The sequence below is a fragment of the Arcicella sp. genome (genome assembly GCF_964672035.1).
Genome location: NZ_CBABQS010000013.1, coordinates 1 through 25826 on the forward strand (window position 1 = coordinate 1; position 25826 = coordinate 25826).

22 protein-coding genes, 2 tRNA genes and 1 pseudogene are annotated in these 25826 nt (G+C 36.1%); 11 read left to right on the forward strand and 14 right to left on the reverse strand.

Features of this window, described 5'->3' with window-relative positions; genetic code table 11:
* From AC1W31_RS05525 to AC1W31_RS05550, 6 genes are all read left to right on the forward strand, one after another.
* The coding region (locus tag AC1W31_RS05525) for a molybdopterin cofactor-binding domain-containing protein (RefSeq protein WP_481733413.1) at positions 1–459 on the forward strand (459 nt) is incomplete at its 5' end.
* A gap of 284 nt (positions 460–743) precedes the next feature.
* Positions 744–1817: an arginyl-tRNA--protein arginylyltransferase gene (locus tag AC1W31_RS05530; protein WP_481733414.1), complete on the forward strand. Its 1074-nt coding sequence runs from the start codon at positions 744–746 to the stop codon at positions 1815–1817.
* 206 nt (positions 1818–2023) lie between these two features.
* Positions 2024–3685 carry a gliding motility-associated ABC transporter substrate-binding protein GldG gene (gene gldG / locus AC1W31_RS05535; RefSeq protein WP_481733415.1) on the forward strand — a complete coding sequence of 554 codons (1662 nt, stop codon included), beginning with the start codon at positions 2024–2026 and terminating at the stop codon, positions 3683–3685.
* A gap of 136 nt (positions 3686–3821) precedes the next feature.
* Positions 3822–3899, forward strand: a tRNA-Val gene (locus tag AC1W31_RS05540).
* A gap of 14 nt (positions 3900–3913) precedes the next feature.
* A tRNA-Val gene (locus AC1W31_RS05545) sits at positions 3914–3991 on the forward strand.
* 199 nt (positions 3992–4190) lie between these two features.
* A complete protein-coding gene (locus AC1W31_RS05550) occupies positions 4191–4520 on the forward strand; it encodes a LytTR family transcriptional regulator DNA-binding domain-containing protein (protein WP_481733416.1) in 330 nt (109 codons plus the stop codon).
* A 97-nt stretch (positions 4521–4617) separates the two neighbouring features.
* On the opposite strand, the gene AC1W31_RS05555 is transcribed toward AC1W31_RS05550, so the two are convergent.
* Entirely contained in the window at positions 4618–5640 is a 1023-nt protein-coding gene (locus AC1W31_RS05555; RefSeq protein ID WP_481733417.1) for a helix-turn-helix transcriptional regulator, read from the reverse strand.
* Positions 5641–5855: 215 nt separating this feature from the next.
* Between AC1W31_RS05555 and AC1W31_RS05560 the strand changes: the two genes are divergently transcribed.
* The 4 genes from AC1W31_RS05560 to AC1W31_RS05575 all read left to right on the forward strand — a co-directional run bounded on the left by AC1W31_RS05560 (position 5856) and on the right by AC1W31_RS05575 (position 9715).
* Positions 5856–6875 carry a T4 RnlA family RNA ligase gene (locus tag AC1W31_RS05560; protein ID WP_481733418.1) on the forward strand — a complete coding sequence of 340 codons (1020 nt, stop codon included), beginning with the start codon at positions 5856–5858 and terminating at the stop codon, positions 6873–6875.
* An 82-nt stretch (positions 6876–6957) separates the two neighbouring features.
* A complete protein-coding gene (locus AC1W31_RS05565) occupies positions 6958–8052 on the forward strand; it encodes a nucleotidyltransferase domain-containing protein (RefSeq protein ID WP_481733419.1) in 1095 nt (364 codons plus the stop codon).
* 236 nt (positions 8053–8288) lie between these two features.
* Entirely contained in the window at positions 8289–9170 is an 882-nt protein-coding gene (locus AC1W31_RS05570) for a phosphatase domain-containing protein (protein ID WP_481733420.1), read from the forward strand.
* Between the two features lie 182 nt (positions 9171–9352).
* On the forward strand, positions 9353–9715 hold the full coding sequence (locus AC1W31_RS05575; protein WP_481733421.1) for a hypothetical protein: 363 nt from the start codon (positions 9353–9355) through the stop codon (positions 9713–9715).
* Positions 9716–9788: 73 nt separating this feature from the next.
* Here AC1W31_RS05575 and AC1W31_RS05580 read toward each other — a convergent pair whose 3' ends face one another.
* The 8 genes from AC1W31_RS05580 to AC1W31_RS05615 form a co-directional block, all read right to left on the reverse strand.
* Positions 9789–10616, reverse strand: a complete 828-nt coding sequence (locus AC1W31_RS05580) for an energy transducer TonB (RefSeq protein WP_481733422.1) — start codon at positions 10614–10616, stop codon at positions 9789–9791.
* Positions 10617–10766: 150 nt separating this feature from the next.
* The gene (locus tag AC1W31_RS05585; protein ID WP_481733423.1) at positions 10767–12374 is read right to left on the reverse strand and encodes a TonB family protein; all 1608 of its coding nucleotides are present in this window, start codon (positions 12372–12374) and stop codon (positions 10767–10769) included.
* Between the two features lie 89 nt (positions 12375–12463).
* Complete coding sequence (locus tag AC1W31_RS05590; protein WP_481733424.1) at positions 12464–12964, reverse strand: ExbD/TolR family protein; 501 nt, start codon at positions 12962–12964, stop codon at positions 12464–12466.
* A gap of 236 nt (positions 12965–13200) precedes the next feature.
* Positions 13201–13587 (reverse strand): BlaI/MecI/CopY family transcriptional regulator, encoded by a 387-nt coding sequence (locus tag AC1W31_RS05595; RefSeq protein ID WP_481733425.1) that lies wholly within the window; start codon positions 13585–13587, stop codon positions 13201–13203.
* A 163-nt stretch (positions 13588–13750) separates the two neighbouring features.
* On the reverse strand, positions 13751–14203 hold the full coding sequence (locus AC1W31_RS05600) for a RidA family protein (RefSeq protein ID WP_481733426.1): 453 nt from the start codon (positions 14201–14203) through the stop codon (positions 13751–13753).
* Between the two features lie 25 nt (positions 14204–14228).
* Positions 14229–15005 carry an RMD1 family protein gene (locus AC1W31_RS05605; protein ID WP_481733427.1) on the reverse strand — a complete coding sequence of 259 codons (777 nt, stop codon included), beginning with the start codon at positions 15003–15005 and terminating at the stop codon, positions 14229–14231.
* Positions 15006–15018: 13 nt separating this feature from the next.
* Positions 15019–15852, reverse strand: coding sequence for a DUF3050 domain-containing protein (locus AC1W31_RS05610; protein WP_481733428.1), 834 nt, complete (start codon positions 15850–15852; stop codon positions 15019–15021).
* A 91-nt stretch (positions 15853–15943) separates the two neighbouring features.
* Complete coding sequence (locus tag AC1W31_RS05615; RefSeq protein WP_481733429.1) at positions 15944–17218, reverse strand: glutamate-5-semialdehyde dehydrogenase; 1275 nt, start codon at positions 17216–17218, stop codon at positions 15944–15946.
* A 158-nt stretch (positions 17219–17376) separates the two neighbouring features.
* Here AC1W31_RS05615 and AC1W31_RS05620 point away from each other — a divergent pair, with 158 nt between their 5' ends.
* Positions 17377–17799, forward strand: coding sequence for a (4Fe-4S)-binding protein (locus AC1W31_RS05620; RefSeq protein WP_481733430.1), 423 nt, complete (start codon positions 17377–17379; stop codon positions 17797–17799).
* Between the two features lie 70 nt (positions 17800–17869).
* On the opposite strand, the gene AC1W31_RS05625 is transcribed toward AC1W31_RS05620, so the two are convergent.
* The 5 genes and pseudogenes from AC1W31_RS05625 to AC1W31_RS05645 all read right to left on the reverse strand — a co-directional run.
* Positions 17870–19525 carry a CotH kinase family protein gene (locus AC1W31_RS05625; protein ID WP_481733431.1) on the reverse strand — a complete coding sequence of 552 codons (1656 nt, stop codon included), beginning with the start codon at positions 19523–19525 and terminating at the stop codon, positions 17870–17872.
* A 90-nt stretch (positions 19526–19615) separates the two neighbouring features.
* Positions 19616–22846: a TolB family protein gene (locus tag AC1W31_RS05630; RefSeq protein ID WP_481733432.1), complete on the reverse strand. Its 3231-nt coding sequence runs from the start codon at positions 22844–22846 to the stop codon at positions 19616–19618.
* A 124-nt stretch (positions 22847–22970) separates the two neighbouring features.
* On the reverse strand, positions 22971–24020 hold the full coding sequence (locus tag AC1W31_RS05635; protein ID WP_481733433.1) for an NAD(P)/FAD-dependent oxidoreductase: 1050 nt from the start codon (positions 24018–24020) through the stop codon (positions 22971–22973).
* Positions 24021–24072: 52 nt separating this feature from the next.
* Positions 24073–24648, reverse strand: coding sequence for a hypothetical protein (locus tag AC1W31_RS05640; RefSeq protein WP_481733434.1), 576 nt, complete (start codon positions 24646–24648; stop codon positions 24073–24075).
* 44 nt (positions 24649–24692) lie between these two features.
* Positions 24693–25811 (reverse strand): annotated as a pseudogene (locus AC1W31_RS05645) (DNA polymerase III subunit gamma/tau); the annotation flags it as partial.
* Positions 25812–25826: the final 15 nt, after the last annotated feature.

Genomic DNA, 25826 nt, shown 5'->3' on the forward strand with positions numbered 1-25826 from the left:
AAATCCAAAAAAGATGTTCATCAAGGATTTAGTGTTTATTTTTCACACAATTCTTACGTAGCCCAAGTGGCAGAAATTGAGATAAAGAAAGGTAAACCAACTTTGAAAAAAGTATATGCCGTAACGGATTGTGGGATTGTAATTAATGAAAGCGGTGCAAGAAATCAGATTTATGGCGCTATTGTGGATGGCATTGGTCATGCGATGTACGGCAAATTGAGTTTCAAAGATGGCGCTCCGCAAGAGAATAATTTTAATACCTACAGATTGATAAAATACAACGAAGTACCAGAAATTGAAGCTCACTTTATCAATAATGGTATCGACCCAACGGGCTTAGGCGAACCTGCTTTGCCCCCAACGGGCGGTGCTTTGGCCAACGTGATTTTTAAAGCAACGGGTAAACGAATTTACAAGCAGCCTTTTGCAGAAAATCAAGCAATGGAAGGGATTTTGTGATAAATTTTAGATAGAATTGAAGGACGGCATCGCTCAAAGTGATGCCGTTTTTAGTTAGAACCTATTTAAACTTTTCGTTTTGTATGGAAATCGAATTCATTTTTAATTTGATAGACCATAATTTGTGAATCATATCACCGCTATCGTGAATAAATTTTGGTCTATTACTATTCGGTTAAAAATGAAACTATTTACACCGAAAGTAATAAGTTTAAACAGGTTCTTATAGAACAAACTTATTTTTTTACCTTTGTGAATCAATAAAATCCGCATAAATCTAATCAATGCTCGCAGAATTACATTATCCACAAAAATTATTAAACGGTGAAGAATTAGACGAATACTTAGCAATCGGTTGGTTTAGAATGGGGCAGGCTATTTTTACGACTAATTTCTTGAAATTCAATGGATTACTTTTTAGTGCCATTTGGTTAAGAATTGATTTGTTGACCTTTAAACCCAGTAAAACCCAACAAAAACTCCAAAAGCTAAATGTTCGATTTAGGGTAGAAATTAAACCTTCGATTGCGCTCACGCCTGAGCATTTAATTCTGTTCAATAAATATAGAAATCACGTTCCTTTTGATGCGGCTCCGTCCTTGACGCACCTTTTGTATGATGATAAATTGAGCAATATTTTTGATTCCTACGAAATCTGTATTTACGATAACCAACAACTAATTGCCTGCGGATTTTTTGATTTAGGAAAAGATGCATCAACGGGTATTACGTGCTTTTATGACCCTGATTATCAGAAGTATAGTCTCGGAAAATACTTGATGTTTTTGAAAATGGATTTCAGTAAAAATCAAGGCATGAACTTTTTTTATCCAGGTTATTTTGCGCCCAATTATTCCATGTTTGATTATAAATTAGACTTAGCAAAACCCTTTCTTGAATTTTTAGATTTAGGCACAAATCAGTGGAAACCTTTTGCCGAATTCTCCTCTCAAGAAACGCCAGTGTTGGAAATGACTCAGAAATTAGAAGAACTTTCTGCCTGTTTAACCAAACGGAATTTTACGCATACTTTCTTAAAATACGAATATTACGATGCTGAACTTTCCGCTACAATGAATGGAATGGGAACGTTCGATTTTCCTGTTTTTCTACTTTGTTTTGAGCGTGATAATAGTATCTCAAATCCAATTATTATTTACGATGTCATTTCTCGGCAATATCATTTAGTGGTTTGTGATGTTATTTATCAGCTTAATAATGAGACGATTAAACCCGATTTCTACAATGAAAATCTTCTACAAATGACGCAGCATCTATTTGCCACCGAATCGGCGGAAGCAATGGCTTTGGTGATTTCGAAGTCTTTGCAAAAGACAGTAGGAGCAATGGATTCTTAGAGGTAAAATGAATGATTTGAGAATGATTTTTGTAGATTTGTATCGCAATGAATATTATTGAAGAAGAATTAATTGAAATTATTACCATCAAAAAATGCACACTTTTGAAGAAATATAAACGATTAAAATAACTTTTCTTTATAAGCGTTATCAGAAAACTATTTAGTAAAAACTATATTTTGCGTGCCATTCTTGTTTACAACCACATGAAAAATAAAATCCTTCAAATTCTTCTCGTAATTGCCGCAGTAATTGGCTTAAATGTCCTTGCCAATTACTTCTTTTTCAGAATAGACCTTACCGAAGAAAAACGGTTTACGATAAATGATGCCACAAAAAACCTCCTCAAAAACCTTGATGATGAGGTATATGTGAAGGTGTATCTGACGGGTAAGGGCATTCCTGCGGGCTTCAAACGCTTGGAAAATGCTGTGCATGAAACCTTAGATGAATTTCAGATTTATGGAGGAACAAAAATAAAATATGCTTTTATTGACCTTAATTCAGAATATAAAGACGAAAAAACTCGTAACGAAAAAATAGTTCAATTGGCTCAAAAAGGTATTCCACCCACCAATGCGATGGCAACCGAGGACGGTAAGAAAACCCAGAGTTTGATTATTCCAGGAGCCGTAATTACCTACAAAGACAAAGAAATTGCCACGCTTTTGTTGAAAGGTAATAAAATGTCATCACCCCAAGAAATTCTTAATCAGTCTTATGAAGGCGTTGAATATCAATTGGCCTCTGCCATCAAGAATGTTACGGCTACTCAGAAAAAGAAGATTGGTATTTTTGTCAATTATTCAAAACTACCCGCAGTCAATCAATTGGATTTAATTGGTGCATTGAAGAAAAACTACGAACTCTATCCCGTTGATTTACGAGAATCGCCCACACTTGATGGTTTGGATGCCGTGTTAGTGATGAAACCTGACCAAGTTTTTAGTGACGATGATAAATATAAAATTGACCAATTTATTATCAATGGCGGCAAAGCATTATTCTTTATGGATGCCGTTAAAGTGGATTCTGTGGCACGAGAGGGAAGTCTGGCGCAAGTTCAGAGTGTGGGTTTAGAAGATTTGCTTTTTAAATATGGTGTACGCCTAAACCCAAATTTGATTAAAGATGCCCAAATGTGTGCCGCCATTCCTTTAGATGTTGGTAATTTTGGTAATAAAGCCAATATTCAACTTGTGCCATGGCAATATTATCCATTGATAAATACTTTTGGCAACTCGCCAATTGTCAAGAATTTAGATGCTGTTTACACTAAATACGTTGGGTCATTAGATACCGTCAGAGCCAATGGTATTACGAAAATTCCCTTGTTAATGACTTCAAAATACACCCAAATTTTGAAAGCGCCTGCGGTGATGAGTTATAATTTTGCGAATAAAAAATTAGATGCCAACGAATACAAAGCGGGCGTACAAACCGTTGGGATTTTGTTGGAAGGCAAGTTTGAATCATTATTCAATAATAGAATTTTACCGAGCGACCCACGTTCTGCTACTTTCAAAGCAACAGGAAAACCATCAAAAATAATTGTATGTTCGGATGGAGATATTCCTGTAAATGATTTCGACAAAAAACAAAATACCCCATTGCCTTTGGGTTTTGATAAATATTCGGGTAATACATTTGCCAATAAAGATTTTGTTTTGAATGCCATTGATTACCTTTTGGATGATGATGGCGTAATCACGGCACGAAATAAAGAAGTAGTTTTGCGTCCATTAGATAAAGTAGCTTTGCAAGACGAACGTGAATATTGGCAAGTCGTTAATCTCATTATTCCGATTGTCATATTGATTTTGGCTGGTTTATTGAAAGGATATTGGCGGAAACGGCAGTATGCGTAAGATTATTCATTTTATTTTCGTTGCTAATTATCTGATAATCAACGCAAATAAAATTATTGTTAATTTTTAGATATTTAGGCTTGCATAATTACTTGATAAGCCGTAATTTTGCACCACGTTAAAAGAAACGGGAAATGGTTTAATAGCTCAGTTGGTTCAGAGCACCTGCCTTACAAGCAGGGGGTCCAAGGTTCGAATCCTTGTTAGACCACCATTAAAGTAAAAATTGGTTTAATAGCTCAGTTGGTTCAGAGCACCTGCCTTACAAGCAGGGGGTCCAAGGTTCGAATCCTTGTTAGACCACCATCTTAAGTCCTCATAAAGAAATTTGTGAGGACTTTTTGTTTTAAAAACTTTCCCGTCACTGTCTCTTAGATATTTTTTCAAAATTTCCTCAAAATCTGTTACCAAATAAAAAACCTTTACGACTAAGTAGTTGTAAAGGTTTTTTTATGATTGCTTAATGAACCCAATTCCCTTTAACGTCTTATCTCAAATAAAACTTATGTCTAATCTAACAGCACATCGTGACGCTCTTTTGACCGTCGATTCTAAAAGAAACATTGCCATATTCATTGACCGTATCGTCATGCTTAAAGGTGAAGGAAATTATACCCTTTTTCATTTACAGGATGGTAAAACCCGAATGTATGCCCATTGTATTCATTCTTATGAAGATATTCTTCAAGCAAAAGGATTTTTAAGAGTTCACAAATCTTTTATGGTAAATCCAAAATTTGTCTTGGATTATGATAATGACGAAAACCAATTAATTATGCAAAATAACCTTATTGCTACTGTTTCTCGGAGGCGTAAGGGGGTTTTGAATCTTTAGTTCTATAAGTGCTGTCATTGCGAGTGCAACGAAGCAATCTGTTGAAATGGTGCAATTGAGTTTGAAATCTTCTACTCATAATTAACAGATTGTGTCACTACGTTCGCAATGATACCAATTCATAACTCATAACTCCCTTCGATAATCGGTGCTTAATTTTCTTTGCAAACCTGTCTGGTTCAAGTACTTTCATGATTTCCCCGAAGCCTAAAATCTCTCGTTCTAATTCATAATTATGTTGTACGTTGATTTCGATAATGATGCTCTTTTCTTGGCGTTCTAATACTTTTTGGGAATAATGCAGCGGTTTTGTTTTCACGTATGGAGCGTGTGATTTTTCGACAAATAATTTTAATTTCATCGGGAGGAGGTTTGTTACCGTTACTCCAATTACATCTGTGTAATATTCTTCGGGTGTAATACCTTCATTATCAGCATATTCCACATCATTCGATAATCCCACGTCAATGATTCTATCCAAAGCCAAATTTGAAATTCCTCCGTTTGCTTTGCGAACACACACGGCAAACCAACGATTTTTAAATTCTTTTAGCCACCAAACGTGAAAGAAAAATACGTTTGCTTCTTTTGCGGTGAAGGATTGGTAAGTCATTTTTATTGCCTTTTTCTGAACCACCGATTGGTACAAAATATCTAAATACGTAAGCCCTTTAAGATTATCATTTTTCTCAAAATCAATTACTGAGTTCTTCTTTTTTCTTACCGAATAAACGTGGTCTTCCAATTTTTGAACGACCTCATTCAATTGTTCAAAGTTCGAAAAGCCTTTGAATTGTTTTAGCATTTCAACGGCCTCATTCATGCTGGAAAGGTCATTTTCTGAAATTGGAATGTTGGTAATGCTATAATTTGGGTCTTCGTAAGTGTAATATTTTTTCTCTAAAACTACGATTGGAGCAAAATAGCCCAATTTATCACTCCTCATCATCTGAATGTCATTCTGGATTGTTCGCTTGCTAATGGTTTCGATGCCCTCATATTCATAAAGCGTATCCGATACTTTTTCGATTAAATCTTCCAACGTCCATTTTATGAATCGGTTTCTTAGACAAGTATCAATGGTTTTGTAGCGGATGAGGGCGTTGCGGTTTGCGGGCATTTGGTTAGATTTGAAATTCAGATTGGAACGCAGATTACGCTGATGCAAGCAAGACAGATTTAAAAGGATTTATTTATCTGCTAAAATCTGCTTGCCTTTAAATTCACGATTCGCAATTTGCAAATCGTGAATTTTTATAAATATCTAAATTATTTTTTATCTACGCAGATAGACTGCGTAGTGAGTTTTTAACTTTGTATCATAAATCAATCAAAATGAACACAAAACAACTAAACCAACTAATTGCCGATAACTACATCAATGTAAACAAACACCCAGCTGCGGATTTGTATATTTATAATTATACTGCAAAAGCTCAATACGACCGTGTTTGGAATGAAATTACTTTGGCGTGCCGTGGATTAATTTTGGATGGTGATTATAAAATCGTGGCTCGTCCGTTTCAGAAGTTTTTTAATTTGGGAGAATTTGAAAATCAAATCGTCCCAAATGATTTCTTTGAGGTTTTTGAGAAAATGGATGGTTCTTTGGGAGTTTTATATTGGATTGAAAACAAGCCGCATATCGCTACTCGTGGGTCATTTGTAAGTGAGCAGTCGCAGGTGGCAACGGAGATGTTACATACACAATATACGGACGTGATTCCATTATTGGATAAATCAAAAACGTATTTATTCGAGATTATTTATCCCGAAAACCGTATTGTTTTGGATTATGGAAATGAACGAAAATTAGTTTTATTAGCAATTGTTGATACCGAAACTGGCGTTGAAACTCCTTTGGAAAATATCGGTTTTGAAATGGTAAATCGTTACGATGGTTTAAACGATTTGTCGAAATTGAAAGAATTGGAAGAGGCAAATAAAGAAGGATTTGTCGTAAAATTCAAGAATGGATATCGTTTGAAAGTTAAATTTGATGAATATCAACGCATTCACCGAATTATTACGCAAGTTTCTACTTTGAATATTTGGGAATATTTGAAAGAAGGACAAGATTTATTGCCAATTTTGGATAGAGTTCCTGATGAATTTTATGATTGGGTGAAAATTACGCACGCAAAATTATTGGATAATTTTGCCGAAATTGAAGCACAAGCAAAACTGGATTTTAAGATTTTAGAAGATAGAAAAACGACGGCTATTTATTTCCAAACTTGTCAATTTCCTTCTGTTTTGTTCAAAATGTTAGACCAACAACCTTACGACCAAGTAATCTGGAAAATCATTAAACCTGATTATCAAAAACCATTTGCGAATAAGTTAAAAGAGTGAGTGAAAAGAGAATTACGAAAAATTAGACCACAGATTTTACGGATTTAACAGATTTACACGGATAAAATGTTAAACTAAATCTGTGAAAATCCGTTCTATCTGTCCAATCTGTGGGCTAATTATTTCAATACAATTTAAAACAAAAATGAAAATAATCTTCAAAACCATCGTTGGAAGTCAAGCCTACGGAACAAATACGGTTGGGTCGGACACTGACTTCAAAGGAGTGTATGTGCAGCCCACTCGTGAGTTGGTGGGCTTTAGCTACAAAGAGCAAATCGAAGTCAGCAAAGACGAATGTTATTATGAAGTTCGGCGATTTTTGCAATTGCTTCAATCGGCAAATCCTACGATGTTGGAATTGCTTTTTATGCCCGAAGATTGTATCATCGAAAAACATCCAGCTTTTGATTTAATCCTGCAACATCGTGATAAATTCTTGACAAAGAAGTGTTTACATTCTTTTGGCGGATATGCCGTTGCCCAAATCAAAAAAGCGAAAGGGTTGGACAAAAAGATGAATTGGGAGAAAGAAAGAATGGTTCGGAAGTCGTTGATGGATTTTTGTTTTGTGTATCAAAATGGTAAAACCTTGCCTTTGGAAACCTTTTTATCGGATAATAATTTAGATGAAAAACGTTGTGGATTGGTCAATTTAGCCCATTTCAAGGATTGTTACGCCCTGCATTATGATGCTTCGAAGCAATTGGGTTATCGGGGAATTATGGCTGAAAATGGTGATAATATCAGATTGAGTTCCGTACCAAAAGGGGAGAAGGATTTAACGATTTTGTATTTTAACAAGGAAGGATATTCAAGTCATTGCAAGGATTTTGTGCAATATACCGACTGGCTGAAAAACCGCAATACGCAACGCTACGTGGATATTGAAAATCACGGACAACAAATTGATGGTAAAAATCTCTTGCATTGTCAGCGGTTGTTGGATATGGCTTTGGAAATTGCCGAACAAAAAACCATCATCGTCAGACGACCAAATGCCCAAGATTTATTGAAAATACGGAGAGGAGAAATTGATTTGGAACGCTTCATGGAAAAAGCTGAAGCGGATATTTTAAGACTAAATTCCTACTTTGAAAAAAGTGATTTGCCCGACGATGTGGATAAGGATTTTGTGAATGAGTTGTTGTTGGAGGTGCGTTATAGCTGTGAGTAATGAGCTATGAGCATTGAGATTAAAGAAACTTAAATTTCAAAGTTTGGAATTAACCGCTGACGAGGTAAAAACCGTCGTCAGGGTTTCGTCTGATGACCCTGACGACAGTTTTTACCTCGTCAGCGGTTATGTGACATAATATTTAAAATTCAGAAAAGAATATTGTATGGAGATTTAGAGCGTATTTGGCAGGGTAAAACTCATTGCTCAAAGCTCACATCTCACAGCTTTACAAAATGAAAAAACTACTAATACTACGTGGATTACCCGCAAGCGGAAAATCTACTTTTGCCAGAAATTTATTAACTGAAAATCCACACGCTTGGAAACGACTAAATAAAGACGAATTACGAGCCATGTTGGATAATTCAATGCACAGCAATCCCAACGAAAAATTTGTGGAACGTGTCCGTGATTTTATGCTCGTAGAGGCTCTGAAAGAAGGAAAACACGTGGTAATTGACGATACTAATCTATCCGATCGACCGATTGAACGGATTACGCAAGTCGTTCAAAAATACATGAAGGATTCGGGTGATAAGGTTAATATTGAGATAAAAGGTTTTGATACAACCTTGGATGAATGTTTGGAACGGGACGAAAAAAGGGATAAAAAAGTGGGTCGAGATGTGATTATTCGAATGTATAAACAACATATTTTGAAAGACGAGCGTGGTCCACATTATCAAGAACAAGATGATACTTTACCACCCGCTATTCTGTGCGATTTGGACGGAACTTTGGCAATTATTCACGACCGAAGCCCTTTTGATGCAAAACGTTGTGAGACGGATTTGTTAAATATTCCTGTGGCAGAAATTGTGAAAACGTACCACGAAAAAGGCGTAAAAATAATCTTAATGTCGGGGAGAGAAGACTCTTCAAGAAGTCAAACGATGAATTGGTTATCGTACAACAAAATTCCGTATAATGCCTTGTATATGCGTAAAACGGGCGATATTCGGAAGGATTCGGTGGTAAAAAAAGAATTGTACGAAGCTCATGTCAAAAGGCAATTTTTCGTACAATTCGTATTGGATGACCGTAACCAAGTAGTCGATTTGTGGCGTTTAGACTTAGGGTTATTATGTCTGCAAGTTAATTATGGAGACTTTTAACAATAATTATCAATGGAAAATCGGGCGGTGTAGTGTTAACGATGAACTTGGAATTATTAAAATCCATTAAAACTTGTTTCGATTATCCATTTGGGTTAGTATAAGCAGTGAAACACTATTTATTTTTTGTTTGATAAAAATATTTAGTAACTTGATTATCAGATATTTAAAACCCAAAAACTATGCAGAAAAAATACTATAAATCACTTCTTGGACAAATTGCCTATGTCCTTATTTCGGGCTTACAATTGTTATTCATTCCTAACTTTTTATTAGCAACCTTTGGACTTGAACCTACTTCCGAAATCTGGATTCGGGTATTGGGATTGTTGGTTTTGGTATTATCATTTTATTATTATGCCATGTATAAAAATGGAGGGAAAGAGGTTATTCGTGCAACCGTTCAAGGTCGTTTACTTTTTTGTGCGGGCTTAGTAATGTTTGTAATCTTAGGGATGGCAAAACCTGTTTTGATTTTCTTTGCGGTGGTAGAAACTGGTTTGGCATTGTGGACTTTATCGGAGATTCGGAAGGAACGAATGTAAAAATGGAGACAGTAGGAATGGAATAAGAGAGCTATAAATTTTCTCCTGTCTCCATTCCTCCATTTCTCTTTTTCTATTCCGCAAGCTGAAAACTAATCGGCAAAGTAAATTTCACGGCAACTGCTCTGCCCGACTGTCTCCCTGGTGACCATTTGGGCATGAGTTTTACCACTCTTTGGGCTTCTTCATCACAACCGAAACCAATGCCTTTCGACACATCAACTTTTGAGATATTTCCATCCTGACCAACCACAAACTGCATATAAACTTTGCCACCAACGTTTGCATCAACCGCTGGCGTAGGATAGCGGAGGTTTTTTTGTAGAAATTTCAATAAGGCGTTCATGCCTCCCGCAAACTCTGGATTTTGTTCAACGGTAATGTAAACAGTATTATCTTCAACTTTTACTTCAACGGGTATTTCTGATTGATTTGTTTTTGTGGCGTCGGGGTCTTCGGTCGGGATTGGTTCATCGACGCCTTCTACATTTTGTGTTCCAATATTAATGGCTTTATTCAAATCGTCTTGGTCGGGCGGTAATTCTACATTTTTTGGGTCTTCAACTATTTCAACCTCTACGAATCTCGTTTGACTTCTCACTTCTGGTTCAGGTTCTACGGGCGGAGGCGTTTCAATTTCTGGAGGTTCAACTTTTTCTGGTGGCGGAGGGATTACTACATCAGTTACCGTGGCAATTACTTCTCTATTAATTTTGCTTTCCACTTTTGCCCAAAGCATCGGTGTAAGCACCGCCAATCCAAAAATACTAATACCAATCAAAAGAGATTTTTTGATGACATTTTCATAATCAATTCGTAACGAATAAGCTCCGTAGCTTTTATTACGATTTTGGAAGACAATTTCTTCCAAGGTTGCATGATTTTCTGGGTGATTTTGCATGATTATTTATTGTTTAAGATGAAACTAATTTTTTAGTTGATTGAGTTTTAAAAAATCCCCACTTGTTGGGGTGGGGGGACAGGTTGGAAACCTGTCCTACTTTTATTCACAATGTTAAATAAAACAGCAATTACTCGGTCTATACAATAACTATTTCTTTTTCAAAGTAATTACAATTACACCCTTTTTCCCTTTATCACCATAACGCATAATTGCTTTCTCACCTTTAAAAACTTCAATTTTATCAATTGTTTTGGAGTCGATTTTATTAATATTATCCGTATCGTATATTTCTTTTCCATCAATAATGTATAAAGGGTTTTCCACAGAAATAGAATCGCTTATTGAAATATTCTGAGTAGTGTTTTTCCTATTATTTGGTACAGTAAAAATGCTTGAACTTTCCACTTCTTCTTTCAATGCAAAATTAATTGGAACAGTAAAACGACTTCTCACAACTCTTCCACTTTGTTTGCCGGGAGTCCATTTTGGAGCAAGTTCTAATACTCTTAATGCTTCTTCATCAAAACCGTAGCCAGCCGATTTTAAAACTGTAAAATCGGAAGGTGAACCATCTGTATTGACTATAAATTGAATGTAAACTTTTCCAGAAACATTTGCTTTTTGTGCTGAAGCAGGATATTCTAAATTCTCCTGTAAATATTGCCCAAATGCTTTCATACCCCCAGGAAATTCAGCATTTTGTTCGACGGCAGTAAATACTTTATTTGTATCTCTGGTACTTTTAGAAATCGCCTTCACCTCATCCACCAAATCAGGACTAATAATAAATGCCTTTGACAAATCAATATTATCTTTCAATAATGTCTCTGTAACCGTTTCAGAAGGTTTTTCGATAACTTTCGCCAAATCTTTATCCGAAAATTCTTCGACTTTATCTTCAATTTTAGCCAATTCTTTACTCGCTAAAGTAGCCGAAGAAACCACAATCATCACAATAAAAAGAGGAGCAATTAAGCCATATTTCAGCATGGCAGTTTGGGTAGAACGTTCTTTATTTAACATTTTTATACGTAATTTTAGGAGTGATTGATTGAAAAAATTATTGGTAAGTGGAATCGCTTGCACACCAAATTGTTCTTGAAATAAAAGCATGGCATATTCCGATTTTGAGGCTTCGTTACGACTCGCAACTTCGTCGGCAATAAATTCGTGAATGTGTTTAATTGAACTTTTATAGAGATACACCACAGGATTAAACCAGTTGAAAATGGCAATCAATTCAAACAATAGTACATCGGCAGAATGTAATTGACGAATATGGACAAATTCGTGCTTCATAATGGTTGAACGATTCTTTAATTCTTTGCTTACAAACAGCACGTTAAAGAACGAAAAAGCCTGTTTTTGTTCTTTCTGAACGATTTTTCGCTTCATCATTTTTCCCAAATAGACCAAATTTCCGCCAAAACGAGCAATGCCAATCAAGATTCCTGTGATATAAAAAATAGCCATAAAATCGCCCAATGTGAGCGTGTGGGCTTGCTTACTCACTTGTACGTAGAATACCTGCGGGTCATAAAATACATTAATAGTTTGGGAAATCTGTTCGGTCACAAACCAACTCCGTACCCATTCCGACTGCATCAATGGAATGAAAAACGCCAATGCCGCCGATGCCACCAAGTAGCCCCGATTGAGATTAAAGAAGGTTTCTGTACGCAATAAAATACGATAAAAACCATAGAATAGAATCAAATAAAGATTCACTTGGAGAAGGTAGTTGAGCCAGTTCATAATGTTTTTGAGTTGTGATTGAGTGAATTGAGAGTTAGTGATTTGAGGATAGCGTAGTTAGTTAAATCACTAACTTACAACTCACTCCATCACAACTTTAAATGCTTTTTATCTTCATCGGTTATTGCCACAATGGCATAATGACGGTTGTTGGTAATCGTCATTTCGTCCAACAAATCCACCATATTACGGTATTTTGCTTGGTCTGTCGATTTGATTACGACTGTAAAAACATCGCCAATTTTACGTTTATAATCAAACAAAACTTGTCGAATTCCATTATCCGAAAAGTCAGTTGTATGGACTTCTGGATTACATTCCCCTTGATAATAATGCACTTTATTGTCGGCATCAATCACCACATTCAATGATTCTGAACAACGGATAGGGGAGGTTTTTACGATTTTTTCCTTATCAGGCATATTCAGTTGCATGGTTACGGGTTTCATCAGCGAAGTGGTAAGCATAAAAAAAGTAATCAAAAGAAAGCCCAAATCTACCATGGGAGTCATGTCGATTTTGGTTGATAGCTTGTGGCTACGGGCTTTTTTGCCTTTTGGGGCTTGGTCGGATGCAGATATTTCAGCCATTGGTTTGGATGTTTGTTTTTCGTTGTTCGATTTTTGGAAAAATAGAAAGTTTTCTAAAATTTGAGTGTAGAACTATTTAAACTTTTGTTTGATGTACTCAGTAATTTTTATTCAGGTGTGAACTAAGGACAATTTTAGGTTGATTTACCCTTTGTTGTCATGAAAGTCGGACTATATTTGTCAGTGGAGACACTGACAACAACACTCGTAATCTTTTCAGAATTTTGAATTATCAATTATTTCTTCTCCTCGTCTTCTTTCATTTTATTAATCATCGCCAAAATCTCATCGGCATCTTTCACGTCAATTTTTCCTTTTTTTGAGAAAAATGAAAACAGGCTCGAAAATGAATTTTCGAAATAGCCTTCCACTAATTTCTCGGTGGCAAAAGAACTGTAATTATCTTTGCTCACAATCGGAAAATACTCGTGCGATTTTCCGTAAGAATTGTGACTAACAAATCCTTTTTCTTGTAAAATTCTGATAATTGTTGAAACTGTATTGTAGGCTGGCTTAGGTTCTGGCAATTCGTCCAAAACATCTTTGACGAATCCTTTTTCTATTTGCCAAAGCACCTGCATAATTTGCTCTTCGGCTTTGGTTAATTCTCTTTCTGGTTGCATAATTTTATATTTTTAATGGATACCTTAATTTCAATTACAGAATAAATATATAACTAATATTTTAGTTTACAAACTATTCTCTTAGTTTTTTGTAAATATATTTTTAGGCATAAAAAAAGCGGTTTGTTAGACCGCTTTAAATTCGAGATAATTAATAACTTTTCTATTTCTTTTTCATCGGCAATAAAGCCGTAACCGTTATCTCAATATTTGCTCCACCTGCCAAACTTGATACGCCCACGGTGCTACGTGTAGGGAAGTTAGCGGTGAAATATTTTCCATAAATGGCATTCATTTTCTGGAAATCATCCATGTTTTTAAGATAAACGGTTGTACTAATAACATCTTCCATTCTCGCACCGCCCGCCGACAGAATTGCACGAATATTTTCCATAATTTGTGTGGCTTCTGCTTCCATGCCGCCTTCTACTAATTTACGAGTACCTGGATTTAACCCAATTTGTCCCGACACAAACAGAAAACCATTGGCTTTTACGCCCTGACTGTACGGCGCAATGGGTACGGGAGCTTTGTCGGTTTTGATGATTTCTTTGTTTTGAGCAAAGGACGTAAAGTTCAATAAAAGTAAAGCGGTAAATAATGTTATTGCTTTCATGGCATTAAGGTTAAACGGTAAATTTTTAAAATAATTTCTTAATAAAAATATCAAAAACCTCAATCAAAATCAGAATAATTACAATCCATTCGAGGCGAGTAGATTCTCGATTTTGGAGTAAATCTGTAAAAAGTCGGAGATTGTCCTGCACGATTTTGAGTTTATAATCAATGTCCTGATAGCGCATTTTGAGATCAAAAGTTTTCTTTAAACCCTTGTCTATTCGTTCTAAATGTTCATTTTCCCATACTTCTTCGGGTGCATCAAAAATATAGAGGTTATCAATAATACTATTTTTGATGTTGATGGTTCTGCCAACAAATTTCAGTAAACCCTTCTTAGAATATTTGAATGTTCCCGTTTTTTCGAGTTCGTCCGTAATCTCACGGGAATCTTTGAAAATCTCCAAAGTCAAATCTTCGTAAAAATCTAAGGCCACGGATTGACCAATATTCAGCATCACAATTCTAACCGTATTATCCGTAATTTCCGAAACCGTGATGGAATTGTAACTTAGCACAACCGAAACAGAAGGGTCGGTTTGGACTATGAAATGTTCTTCGTATTTTTCATGTACCTCATCTTCAATAAAACCTTTCACAAATTTCAGGAATTCACTTTTTTCTAAGTCAGTAAAACTGGCGAAAACCACAATTCCGTAGCTTAGCAAATAGCAATATTTATCATCATCTTGTTTATAAAAAAGTTCAGAATTGTTAAATATCAACGGTTGGCTGGTATACTCGTTTCTGAACTTCTTTAAATTAATGACCTCCGATATTTGGTAGGCTTCTATTTTCATAAAAACAGTTGTTTTACAGGATGGAGTCTTCCATTACTTCGGTCAAATTGTGGTCTGTAAATATGTTACTCGAATTTCTCTCGGTGAGTTCTTGATAAACTCCGTCCCAAAGGCTAATCCGTTTTTGAAGTGATTGTATGGTCGTTTGTTGTGCTTCCAACCAAAATTGTTCATTTGTACCGCACAAATTTGAGGTCATTTGCAAAGCAAGATGACTGTGGTGGTCGCCATCTACTTCGATATGTCTTTCTAAATAATACTTAAAAATTGAAAGACTATCAGGGAAATTGGTATGCGTGTCGTTAATAATTGAAATAAACATACCTGGTATTAAATCTTCCCTTCCGAAAGTAAAAATGGCCGATTGCAAATAATTTTTATCACTTTCAATCACTTTAAAAGTGAATTCAACAAATTCTTTAGCTTCTTTTGGCGTACTCGATTTTTCAAAGGCACGCTCGAAGTTACCTGTTTGCTTTAATTCTTCAATAAATGTTTCGATGGGGGTTGTGTCGGCTCCACATTGTTTCATGGCATCTAAGTACATTTCAAAATGACTTTTTCTTTGTCCATATAAATCCACATCCGATTCTTCGCCCACCACGATTTCATTAATAAGGTGGCGAGTATCTGCCGAACCTTTAGGAAACCACGGAACTGAAGTACAAGTCAAATTATTCTGTAATGCTTTTAAAAGTGACATAAAATCCCAAACCGCATAAATGTGGTATTTCATAAAAACCTTCAAGTCTTCAACGTCTTTAATCACGGAATAAACTTTATGGTTAATAATTTCTTGTCTTAATGGTTCAATTGTTTTTTGTAATTTCTCTATTGTTTCGTTCATGACCTAATTTAATTTTGATTATTAGTTAATATTTGATAGTCTATTAACATCTTGTTTTGGTAATTGTTAAATTATAGGGTGAATTTAATACCTACCACCTCACTTGTCCATCGCCCGTAACAATCCATTTTTCCGTTACTAATTTCTCCAGAGCAAAAGGTCCACGGGCGTGAAGTTTTTGGGTAGAAATACCAATTTCTGCCCCTAAGCCAAATTGCCCACCATCCGTGAAACGAGTAGAAGCATTGGTATAAACTGCCGCTGCATCCACTTCTTGAATAAATTGGTCGCAATAGTCTTGATTTTTAGAAATAATAGCTTCCGAATGTCGAGACGAATATTTACTGATATGTTTCAAGGCTTCATTGATTCCCGAAACTACTTTCACCGAACATTTATAATCTAAAAATTCTCTGCCAAAATCATCTTGAGAAGCTTTTTGTAGATAAGGATATTCAATTTTGGAGAATATTTTATGCGATATTTCATCGGCAAAAACTTCAACATTCCATTTCAAAAAACCAGCTTTAAGCATCGGTAAAAAAGCTTCGGCAATGGCTTCATCCACCACGACCGTATCCAAAGAATTACAAACGGAGGGACGTGAAACTTTGGCATTCACCACAATATCTGCCGCTTTTTGCAAATCTGCGGTCGTTTCCACATAAGTATGACACACGCCCGCACCCGTTTCAATGGTGGGAACGAGTGAATGTTTACGCACAAATTGAATCAAGGATTCTGAACCACGAGGAATGATTAAATCAACGTAGCGAGTAGCGGTCAGAAGTTCTTTTACCAACGCACGGTCGGGTGGGAGCAGGGTGATACAATGGGTATCAACGCCAAATTCTCTGAGTACATTATGAATCAAATTTACTAAAAATGAATTCGTGACAAAAGCATCCGAACCACCCCGTAAAACTACGGCATTTCCCGAACGCAAACACAGGGCAGTTACATCAACCGTTACGTTGGGGCGGGCTTCGTAAATCACGCCAACAACGCCCATTGGAACGGCTATCTTTTTTATTTTTAAACCATTAGCTAATTCACTTTCCATGAAAACCTGTCCAGAGGGGTCGGTAAGATTAGCAATTTCTCGCATACTTTCAGCTAAATCTTCGATGCGTGCTTCCGTCAATTTCAGACGATCATATTTGGGGTCTGCCAAATCCATACGAAGTAAATCCTTCTGGTTTTCAGCGATTATGTTAGCAGTATTTTCTTCTAAGACGGATGCTAAACGATTCAGAATCTCTTTCTTCTGGGTATCGTTCAAACGCCTAACTTCGGCAGAAGCAGCGTGGGTTTTCTCTAAAAGCGGTATAATTGTTTTAGGAATTTCTAAGGTTTCCAATTCCATTTTTCAGTATTTTTATATAAATTCATGGTAAAGGTCGGGAAAAATGAGTTAATAGTTAATAAGAGGATAGAGAATTTTGTATAGAAAGGTTAATTCTTTATCCTTAAAAAAAGAGAACGGATTTATAAATCACTTAAAAACTTATTGTCAAAAATTATATGGAAATTATTAAAAAGTATTCAAACGGAGAAGTAACGATTGTTTGGGAACCCTCAAAATGTATTCATTCTGCGATATGTTTTCGTGGACTTCCGCAAGTTTTCGATCCCCGAAAACGCCCTTGGGTAACCACTGAAAATGGACAAACCGAAGAAATTATTAATCAGATAAAAGCCTGTCCATCAGCTGCATTGACCTATTTTATGAATGATGAAGCCAATCAAGAAAGTACAGAAAGTATTAATACTGTGGTGGAAGTATTGGAGAATGGCCCGTTGCTGGTGTACGGAAACTTGAAGGTGAAGGATAAAGTAGGCAATGAATCGTTGAAATCTCAAACAACGGCTTTTTGTCGATGCGGTGCTTCTCAAAATAAACCTTATTGCGATGGTTCGCACGTGAAAGTGGCTTTTGAGGGATGATTTAGTTACTGGTTAGCAGTTACTGGTAATGAAACTTTTATCTCAAAATCGGACTCATTTTAACTGATAACTATTTCTTCATAATCCTCATACTCTCAACGTGAATATTATCTAATTGATAATCAATTAAATACATGCCAGAGGATAAGTTTTCGCTGTTTAATTTTATTTGATAGGTATTAATATTTTTATCTTCATCCAAAACCGTTTTCAACAATTTTCCAGTAAAATCATACATATTAATCCTTACTTTCCCTTTCTTCAAAACATCATATTCAATAATCGTTTCAGATTCTGTTGGATTCGGGAAAACCCTTAAAGGAAATTTTCTGGCAATTTCTTCTTCATTGGCAAGTGGCTGACCGAAGACTTTTAATTGTGCATCCAACCAATCGGTTCTTTGACGAATCCAGTCTTTCAGCCAAGCCGTTTCTTGCTCGTAAGTGGCTCCTACGAAGTAATTTGGCCAAATTTTATAGCCCAAAACACCCGTCCATCTATTATTATTTCTGACTCTTGGCTCTTGTAAAACATTGGCAGTGGAATCCATCCAAGCATTAATTCTGTTTGGATTAAGGGCAGTTTTGCGTAATACTTCCCAACGTTTGGAGGCTTTATATCTGAAAGTTGAATCAACGGCAAGGCGTTCCCACCATGTTGGCGAAAGGAAATAAGTATCTTTTGCTTGAATTGCCAAGTCGTTGATTTTGAATTGCCAACCAGTCGTTTTGTAACCTTCAAGGTAATCAGCATTGCCAAAAGCCAAGTTATAGTCCCAAGCGGGTCCCATTTTTAGTTTACCACCTTTTGAGTCTTTTTCTTTATAAAAATACGTGCTGAGGCGATATCCGTCCACATTTTTGGTAAATTCGGTTATCAAAAAATAATCGACAAAAGAGTCAATATCAATCATGTCTCGCCATTGTGCTTTGGGTGTCAAATAGTCTGACCCTTTCAAAGAAGTTTCAAAATCGGTAACATATTTTTTGATATAATTAAATTGAGCTTCCGTGATATCTGTAATTTTTGGGTATTCAATTTGAATCGGAATAGTAAAAGTCTGTAAACCAACCGTCAAAGTAGTATTCCACAATTTTGACGTCGACCCCTCGGTTTTATCAATTTTCAAAATATAGCCTCCCGTCACATCATCACCCGTATTATCGGTTAATTTTAGTGACGAAACATCCACTCGATTTTTATCTCGTTTAACTTTTTCCATTAAAATATAAAGCCCTTCATATTTATCATTAATGACTATTTCACAGTAGCGAGAGCGAGTAGCGTAACGTCCCATACGATTGGCCAAATCATAGGATAATACATCACGCATGAGCGTTTTGTCGTTGTACGTTGCATTCAAAACCCAGTCAGATTCTTCGGGCATACCTAAAAGGGCATACTTGCGACTCTTCTGAGTTGAATCCACCCACAGTTCAAGTCCATAAGGTTTTTTGGGAAATAATTGCTGAGAAGTTGACCCTCTAAATTCAATACCTGTTTTACCTAAATATCCCGTTGGTTTATCCGTAGCGTCATTTATTTTACCAACTCCATTATAAATCAATTGCATATCGGCCAAAATTTTTGGCTCATTGAATATCGTTTTCCCGTTGGTATTAATTTTAAGAATGGGTAGATTGGAAGATGTAAAATTTACATTTTGACCTTGAATCAAGGAGGACTTGATTATCAATAGTAAAATAATTGTATAAATTGGTTTCATGAGTTTTGTTTATTTGGCAAAATAAATTCAAAAAACGGAAGCCCTTGCGCAGTGCAAAGGCTTCTTAAAAAAATAAAATTTTATCAATTCTTAAAAATCGTATCCCAACGTCACGTAAGAAATTGGGGCTTTAACCTCCTTATTTTCCCAACCCCAACCAAGGTCATATTTAATGTAATAACCCAATAAAGTGGTTCTGGCACCTACGCCATAACCAATCAGAAATGGATTTCTAAAATCTGTTACCGTAGCTTGAAATGGTAATGATCCTCCACCAATTACGCTGGTATTAAATCCGTTTTTACGAGCAAAAGGTCCAACACCCGTCCAAGCGGTTCCTACATCCGTAAAGGTCGTAAGCAGTAAGTTTTTAAAGAAATTACTGTAAATCGGCCCATCGTAAATGTACTTGGCAACGGGCAGTCGTAATTCAAGATTAAACGCTAAATGACTAACGCCCGACAATTTATTAACATTAAATCCTCTCAATGGCGTGGCATAATCTAAGAAAAAGATGTCTTTATTATCAAATCTTGAATTATTAAATGGATTATTATTATCAGTACGGTTTTCATATTGACATTCCAACCAATTGTCCATACCACCCATTACGGTCTGTTTCGGAGCATTTCCAAAGGAATGCCCGCCTGATAAACGAGTTGCCAAAATTAGTCCTTTTCCGAATCTGAGATAATGTCTAATGTCGGCATAAAAGCGGTCAAAACCATCGTTAGCATTGCTCAAACCTGTATAATGGTCAAAACGAACACGCACCCGAGTACCTTCTAATTGGTTCAAACCGTGACTTATTGTATTATCAAAAACAAATTCTGCCCGTCCGCCCATGTAATCCGAAAAGCCATCGGGCGTAGAAAGATTGGCTAAATCTAAGAAACGATTTGTTGTATATGATGGCGAAACCGTGACTCTTGTATTCGCATTAATTGGATAAGAAGCCGAAAGTGTCAGTTTATTAAAACGGTATTTTTTAGCGCCTTGTTCAACGTCTTCACTGATTGAACGGCGGTCGTATCGAACACTATAATCAATGCGTTTTGCCAAATAAGAATATTGCCCCCACAAATCAGAGTTTTTCAAGTTTGGTGTAATAAAAATTCCTCCTTGCAAATGATGATTTTCCAATAAATCATTCATATTAATCGTTCCTTTCAACCCAAAACCCCGCTGAGGCAATGGATCAACCACAAAATCAAGGTCGGTATTATTCACAACGAAAGGATTATTGTAATCAACAGGGCCTCTAATTTTTATATTTTCTTTTCTATTTTGCTTCGATAATATAATTTTATCAACCTTGTTTTTCTTCTCATTTTTAGGGGTATTCGGCTGAATATCCGTATTCTTTTTGGTAAACGTTCCTGAGTCAAATTGATAGTTTTCGGTATCAATTTCCCCTTTTTCTAAAATGATTTTAGACTTCGTTATTGGCGTTTCTGAATTCGTAATTGCCACCGAATTGTCTGTTTTAGTCTTGTCGTTTGGCGTAGGAGTATTCTGAACAATCCCATATAATTTTACATTTCGACCCGTGTAAGGAAGGTTATTTTTAACGGTAAAATCAGCTTTTTGTTTGAATGAAATAATCTCAGAATTTCCTTCTATCGTTTTCATTACCAAGCCATTAGAACTTGGAGAGAAATCGAAGTCATAAATATCATTGCGTGAATTACTTACCTGAACCAAGGTAGAATCGCTGGCCGTAAGTCGATAAATATTTCTGATTCCACGCTCATCGCTCAAGAAATAAACCGTATTCCCATCCGCCACCACGGGATTTGAAATTGAACCCATTGAGTCCACCAAACGTCTAACGGTTTCTTGTTTTGCTTTACCTTCGTGAAGAAATAAATTGAATTTATTGGTAAGGGTTTTATAAGAACCTTTATCAACATCCAAAGAATCTTTCAAACGGTTTGACGTAAAAATAAATTTACCCGCCGAACCCACAAATCGAGGACTAAGATCGTCATAAAGGTCGTTGGTTAGTTGTGTAATTCTGCCCCGAGCTATGTCGTAAAGGAATAAATCGTTTTGTCCTTTACCAATGGCGCTCAAAACAAGCGTTGTTCCATTATCCGAAACATCAAAATCTTGGATTTGGGCAAAGTCTTTCAAATACTTTCTTGAGGCAAATTTTCCCGTTAAATCTTTCTCGGTAATATCATTGTAAATATTCAGAATTACGTCTCCTTGATTTTCATAAATTACAGCTAAAGTACCGCCTTTTGTCCAAGATAGGAGGGGAGTATTATAGTCGATTGATTGGTTTAGCGTTTTATACCCCGAAGTCAAAATATTAACGGTTCGTTTGGTTTTCAAGTCCATTACTTCCACTGACGAACGGCCTAATTCATTTCTTGAATAAGCCAAAAATGCTCCGTCTGGACTTATTTTGAACTTATTTACTTGGTCAGAACTATTGAATTTTACTTCTTTTACTTTGAAATCGTAATTGGTAGCAGCGTAACTTGCATTTATATTATCTGCCATACCAGCATAATATTCACGCCATTCTTTGATGACTTTGCTGAATGGCATTCCCAAGGTACTGGAAATAGAGGTTTGCTCATTTCGGATAATTCGAGTGAGGTTAAGAATATTAGAAATATTGTCTTTTCCATAACGCTCGGCAATAAAATTCCAGATTGATTGACCCACCAATGCTGATTCTTTTCCAACGGTTTGGCTTGGTTTTCTCAACGTTTTATTAGCAATGGCATTACGCACATACGAATCCATTTCAGTACTCCAACCTTCTGAAATATAAGTAGTTATGCCATTCATGAACCAGTCTGGAACGCTCAAAAGTAAAGAGTTTTGCAATGATTCTTTGATGCTTCCTCCGTACAACATATCATGGACATACACATGAGATACTTCCCGAATTAGGTCTTTTCTGAACGAAGCTGAATTGCCAGAATAAGCAATTTCAATGCGAGATTTTGCCAAATTTTCTTCCTTAATTTCACGTTCACTCGAAAGATTTAAGCCTACATTGCTCTGATTGAGGTCTTGGGTAGAAGTATAAATAAATACTTTCGTGCGACTAAAAGGCGAATAACCCAAAATCTCCGTGATTCGGTCAAAGTCAGTCTCTGCCAACTGAATTGCTAAGGTTGCCGTTTGTTGTCCACCTTCATAAAAGTAAACCTCAAAGTTTTGTGAAGTTAAAACCTGCCATTTAAAAGGGCGATATTGAATTCTATTTTTTCCAAAAGGCTCTTGCGTAGGGAAAAAATTCTGAGCCTCCGAATAATAGAAAGTCAGAATGAATAGCATGAAGAGTAATACTTTTTTCATTTTATATTTTAGGTCTTTTTAGTTCTTAGTTTTCGGTATTACAGACTTTGTTTCGGTGTATTTATGTGTATTAGATTTTTGAAAACTAAGTACATAGAACTAAATATCACTTAAAACACAGCTTTTAATGCCCTAAATATAACGAAGCAAAACGATTAATATTGACTTCTGGATGAAGTTCTTTTTGATAGACCAAAAAATCCACAAATTGTTTTCCAAAAAAGGGTGCCAATGACACTCCTTTAGAGCCAAAACCATTAAAAATGCCAATATTTTCCACCTCAGCGTGCATTCCTAAAAATGGGCGACGGTCTTTAGTAGCGGGTCTTACGCCTGCAAGTTGAGATAATATACGCATTTGCGGCTTCATGAGTTTTTGATATTTTTCAATCAAAGCATTTTTCCCGTCTTCCGTAGCATTAAAATCTAAAGTATCCCATTTATAGGTTGCTCCAAGTCTGAATATATTATTTTCGAGCGGAATTACAAATGCCCCTTGATTGATAATTTCCTGTAAATCAAGGTTTTGTATTTCAATGTCTAAGATTTCACCTTTTACAGGATTGAAAGGTAAATAACTGAAATGCGAGTTGAATTTGCCATTAAATCCTTCACAAAAAATGGTTATATCTTCCGAAATTTCAGGAGCTTCGTTCGTTTCAAAAAGGATATTTTTTGCTAAAAAATAGTCTCTAAAAGCACTTAGCATCACTTTCAAATCTACCCAACCAGCGTGTTTCATCGTGATTCCTCCAAGCGTACTATTGACAATTTCTTGGTGATTGGTATTTTCAAAGGATAAGCTACAAAAATCAGAAAAATCATCAGAAACGTGGTCACTTTTGAAAAATTTTTGCGATGCTTCATCGGGAAAAGGATGAAAAAGCGACATAGGATGAAAGAATTTGGCGTTCAATTCTTGTTCCAATTGCGGATAATAATCTTCTAAAAATGGAAATATTTTATCGGCCAACCAAGTCTTAACCAATCTTTTACCCGTGACTGGGTTGTAAATTCCTGCCGCAACTTTAGAGGACGAAGGAATATCGGGCGCATTAAAAATTTTAACGTTTTGACCTTCCTTCAACAGAAAATAAGCAAGAATAGAACCCGCCAATCCTTGGCCGATAATGGTATAGTTTTTAATGATTTTAGGTTCAATGACCACTTTCATGATGTGTATATTTATAAAAACAAAAGCCCAATGGTTGTTGGGCTTTTGAAAATCAATAATCATAATCCAAGCCCAACACACTTCTCAATTCAATTAAAGCGGGATTTTTTTCGGCTAAAAACCTAAATTTATCGGCTTGGGTATAAATTAAAGTCGTATTTTCTTGTTCAGCTACCACAATCTCTAAATGAATAGTCGAATTCTGTAATTCTTTACGTAAAAAATTCAAGACCTCCGTTCGTAAAGTAGTCGTTAAAAGGTCAATTTGAATTTCATTATCTACTTCCAAATGAATGGTTGTACCTTTTAAGGTAAACTTTCTATTCAAAATTACGTACTCACTGAATCGCCTTCGTACTTCTAAATCCTTGATTAATTGATCCCAAATTGGTTGTAATTCATTAATCGTAAATGGTTTATTTTGCTTAATTAGAGGCTCTTGTACCTCCGAAACGGCTTGCGAAACTTGCTGAACTATTGGTTTTCCAATCGTTGCCGTACTTCTCAATTTACCAATAGAGATATTAGGGGTTAGGGGTTCGGTGTTAAGGGTTAAGGGTTCAGGATTAGATAATGTGGGTTGGGATGAGGCTTTTGTTTCTTCTTTTCTCCTTTCTCCTTTCTCCATTTCTTCCCCCTTAACTACTTTCCCCCGCCATCGCCCTCCGTGGCGGGTAGTGTGGCTAAGTTCAAAACATTGGCAATATTTGCCAATTTCAAGAGACAGATTTCTACGTGCAGTTTTTGATTTTTAGCCGCTTTATAATTCAAATCGCAAGATGAGCCGATACTTAAGGCTGATACTAAAAATGAATAAGGTGCCGCTGCCGATTGTTCTAAATATTTCTTCTGAACCGACTCCGAAACCTGTAATAATCTGACCGTTACGGGGTCTTTACACACTAAAATATTTCTGAAATGCTCCAATAATCCAACGATAAATTGATGTCCGTCAAAGCCTTTTTTCAAGATTTCATCGAATAATAAAAATGAATCGGAAACTTTAGAATTCAGGAGCGCATCTGTCATTTTGAAATAATAATCATAATCCAGAATGTGTAGATTATCAAGCACTTCGGCGTATTTGAGAACATTATCTTTCGAGAAAGTGACGTTTAAATCAAACATTGAAAGCGCATCACGAAGACCACCATCTGCCTTCTGAGCAATCAATTCCAATGCTTCCAAATCTGCTAAAATTCCTTCTTTCACCGCAATTTGCGATAAATGCAAAGTCATATCATTAATCTGAATTCTATTGAAATCAAATATCTGACAACGGGATAAAATGGTAGGAAGAATCTTATGCTTTTCGGTAGTTGCCAGAATAAAAATGGCGTAGGATGGAGGCTCCTCCAAAGTCTTCAAAAAGGCATTGAAAGCACTCGTTGATAGCATATGAACCTCATCAATAATATAAATTTTGTACTTGCCTGATTGCGGAGGATACCGCACTTGGTCAATTAAATTACGGATATCATCAACCGAATTGTTGGAAGCCGCATCTAATTCGTGAATATTGAAAGAAGCATTATTCTGAAACGAAACGCACGAATCGCACTTTCCACAGGCTTCGGCCTCTTGGGTAAGATTTTCGCAATTAATGGTTTTTGCTAAAATCCTTGCACAAGTGGTTTTTCCAACGCCTCGTGGACCACAAAACAAAAAAGCTTGAGCTAAATGATTGGTACGAATGGCATTTTTGAGGGTCGTGGTGATATGCGATTGCCCAACCACTGAATCAAATAATTGTGGGCGATATTTACGGGCTGAAACTACAAAATTTTCCATATACAAATGTAAGGA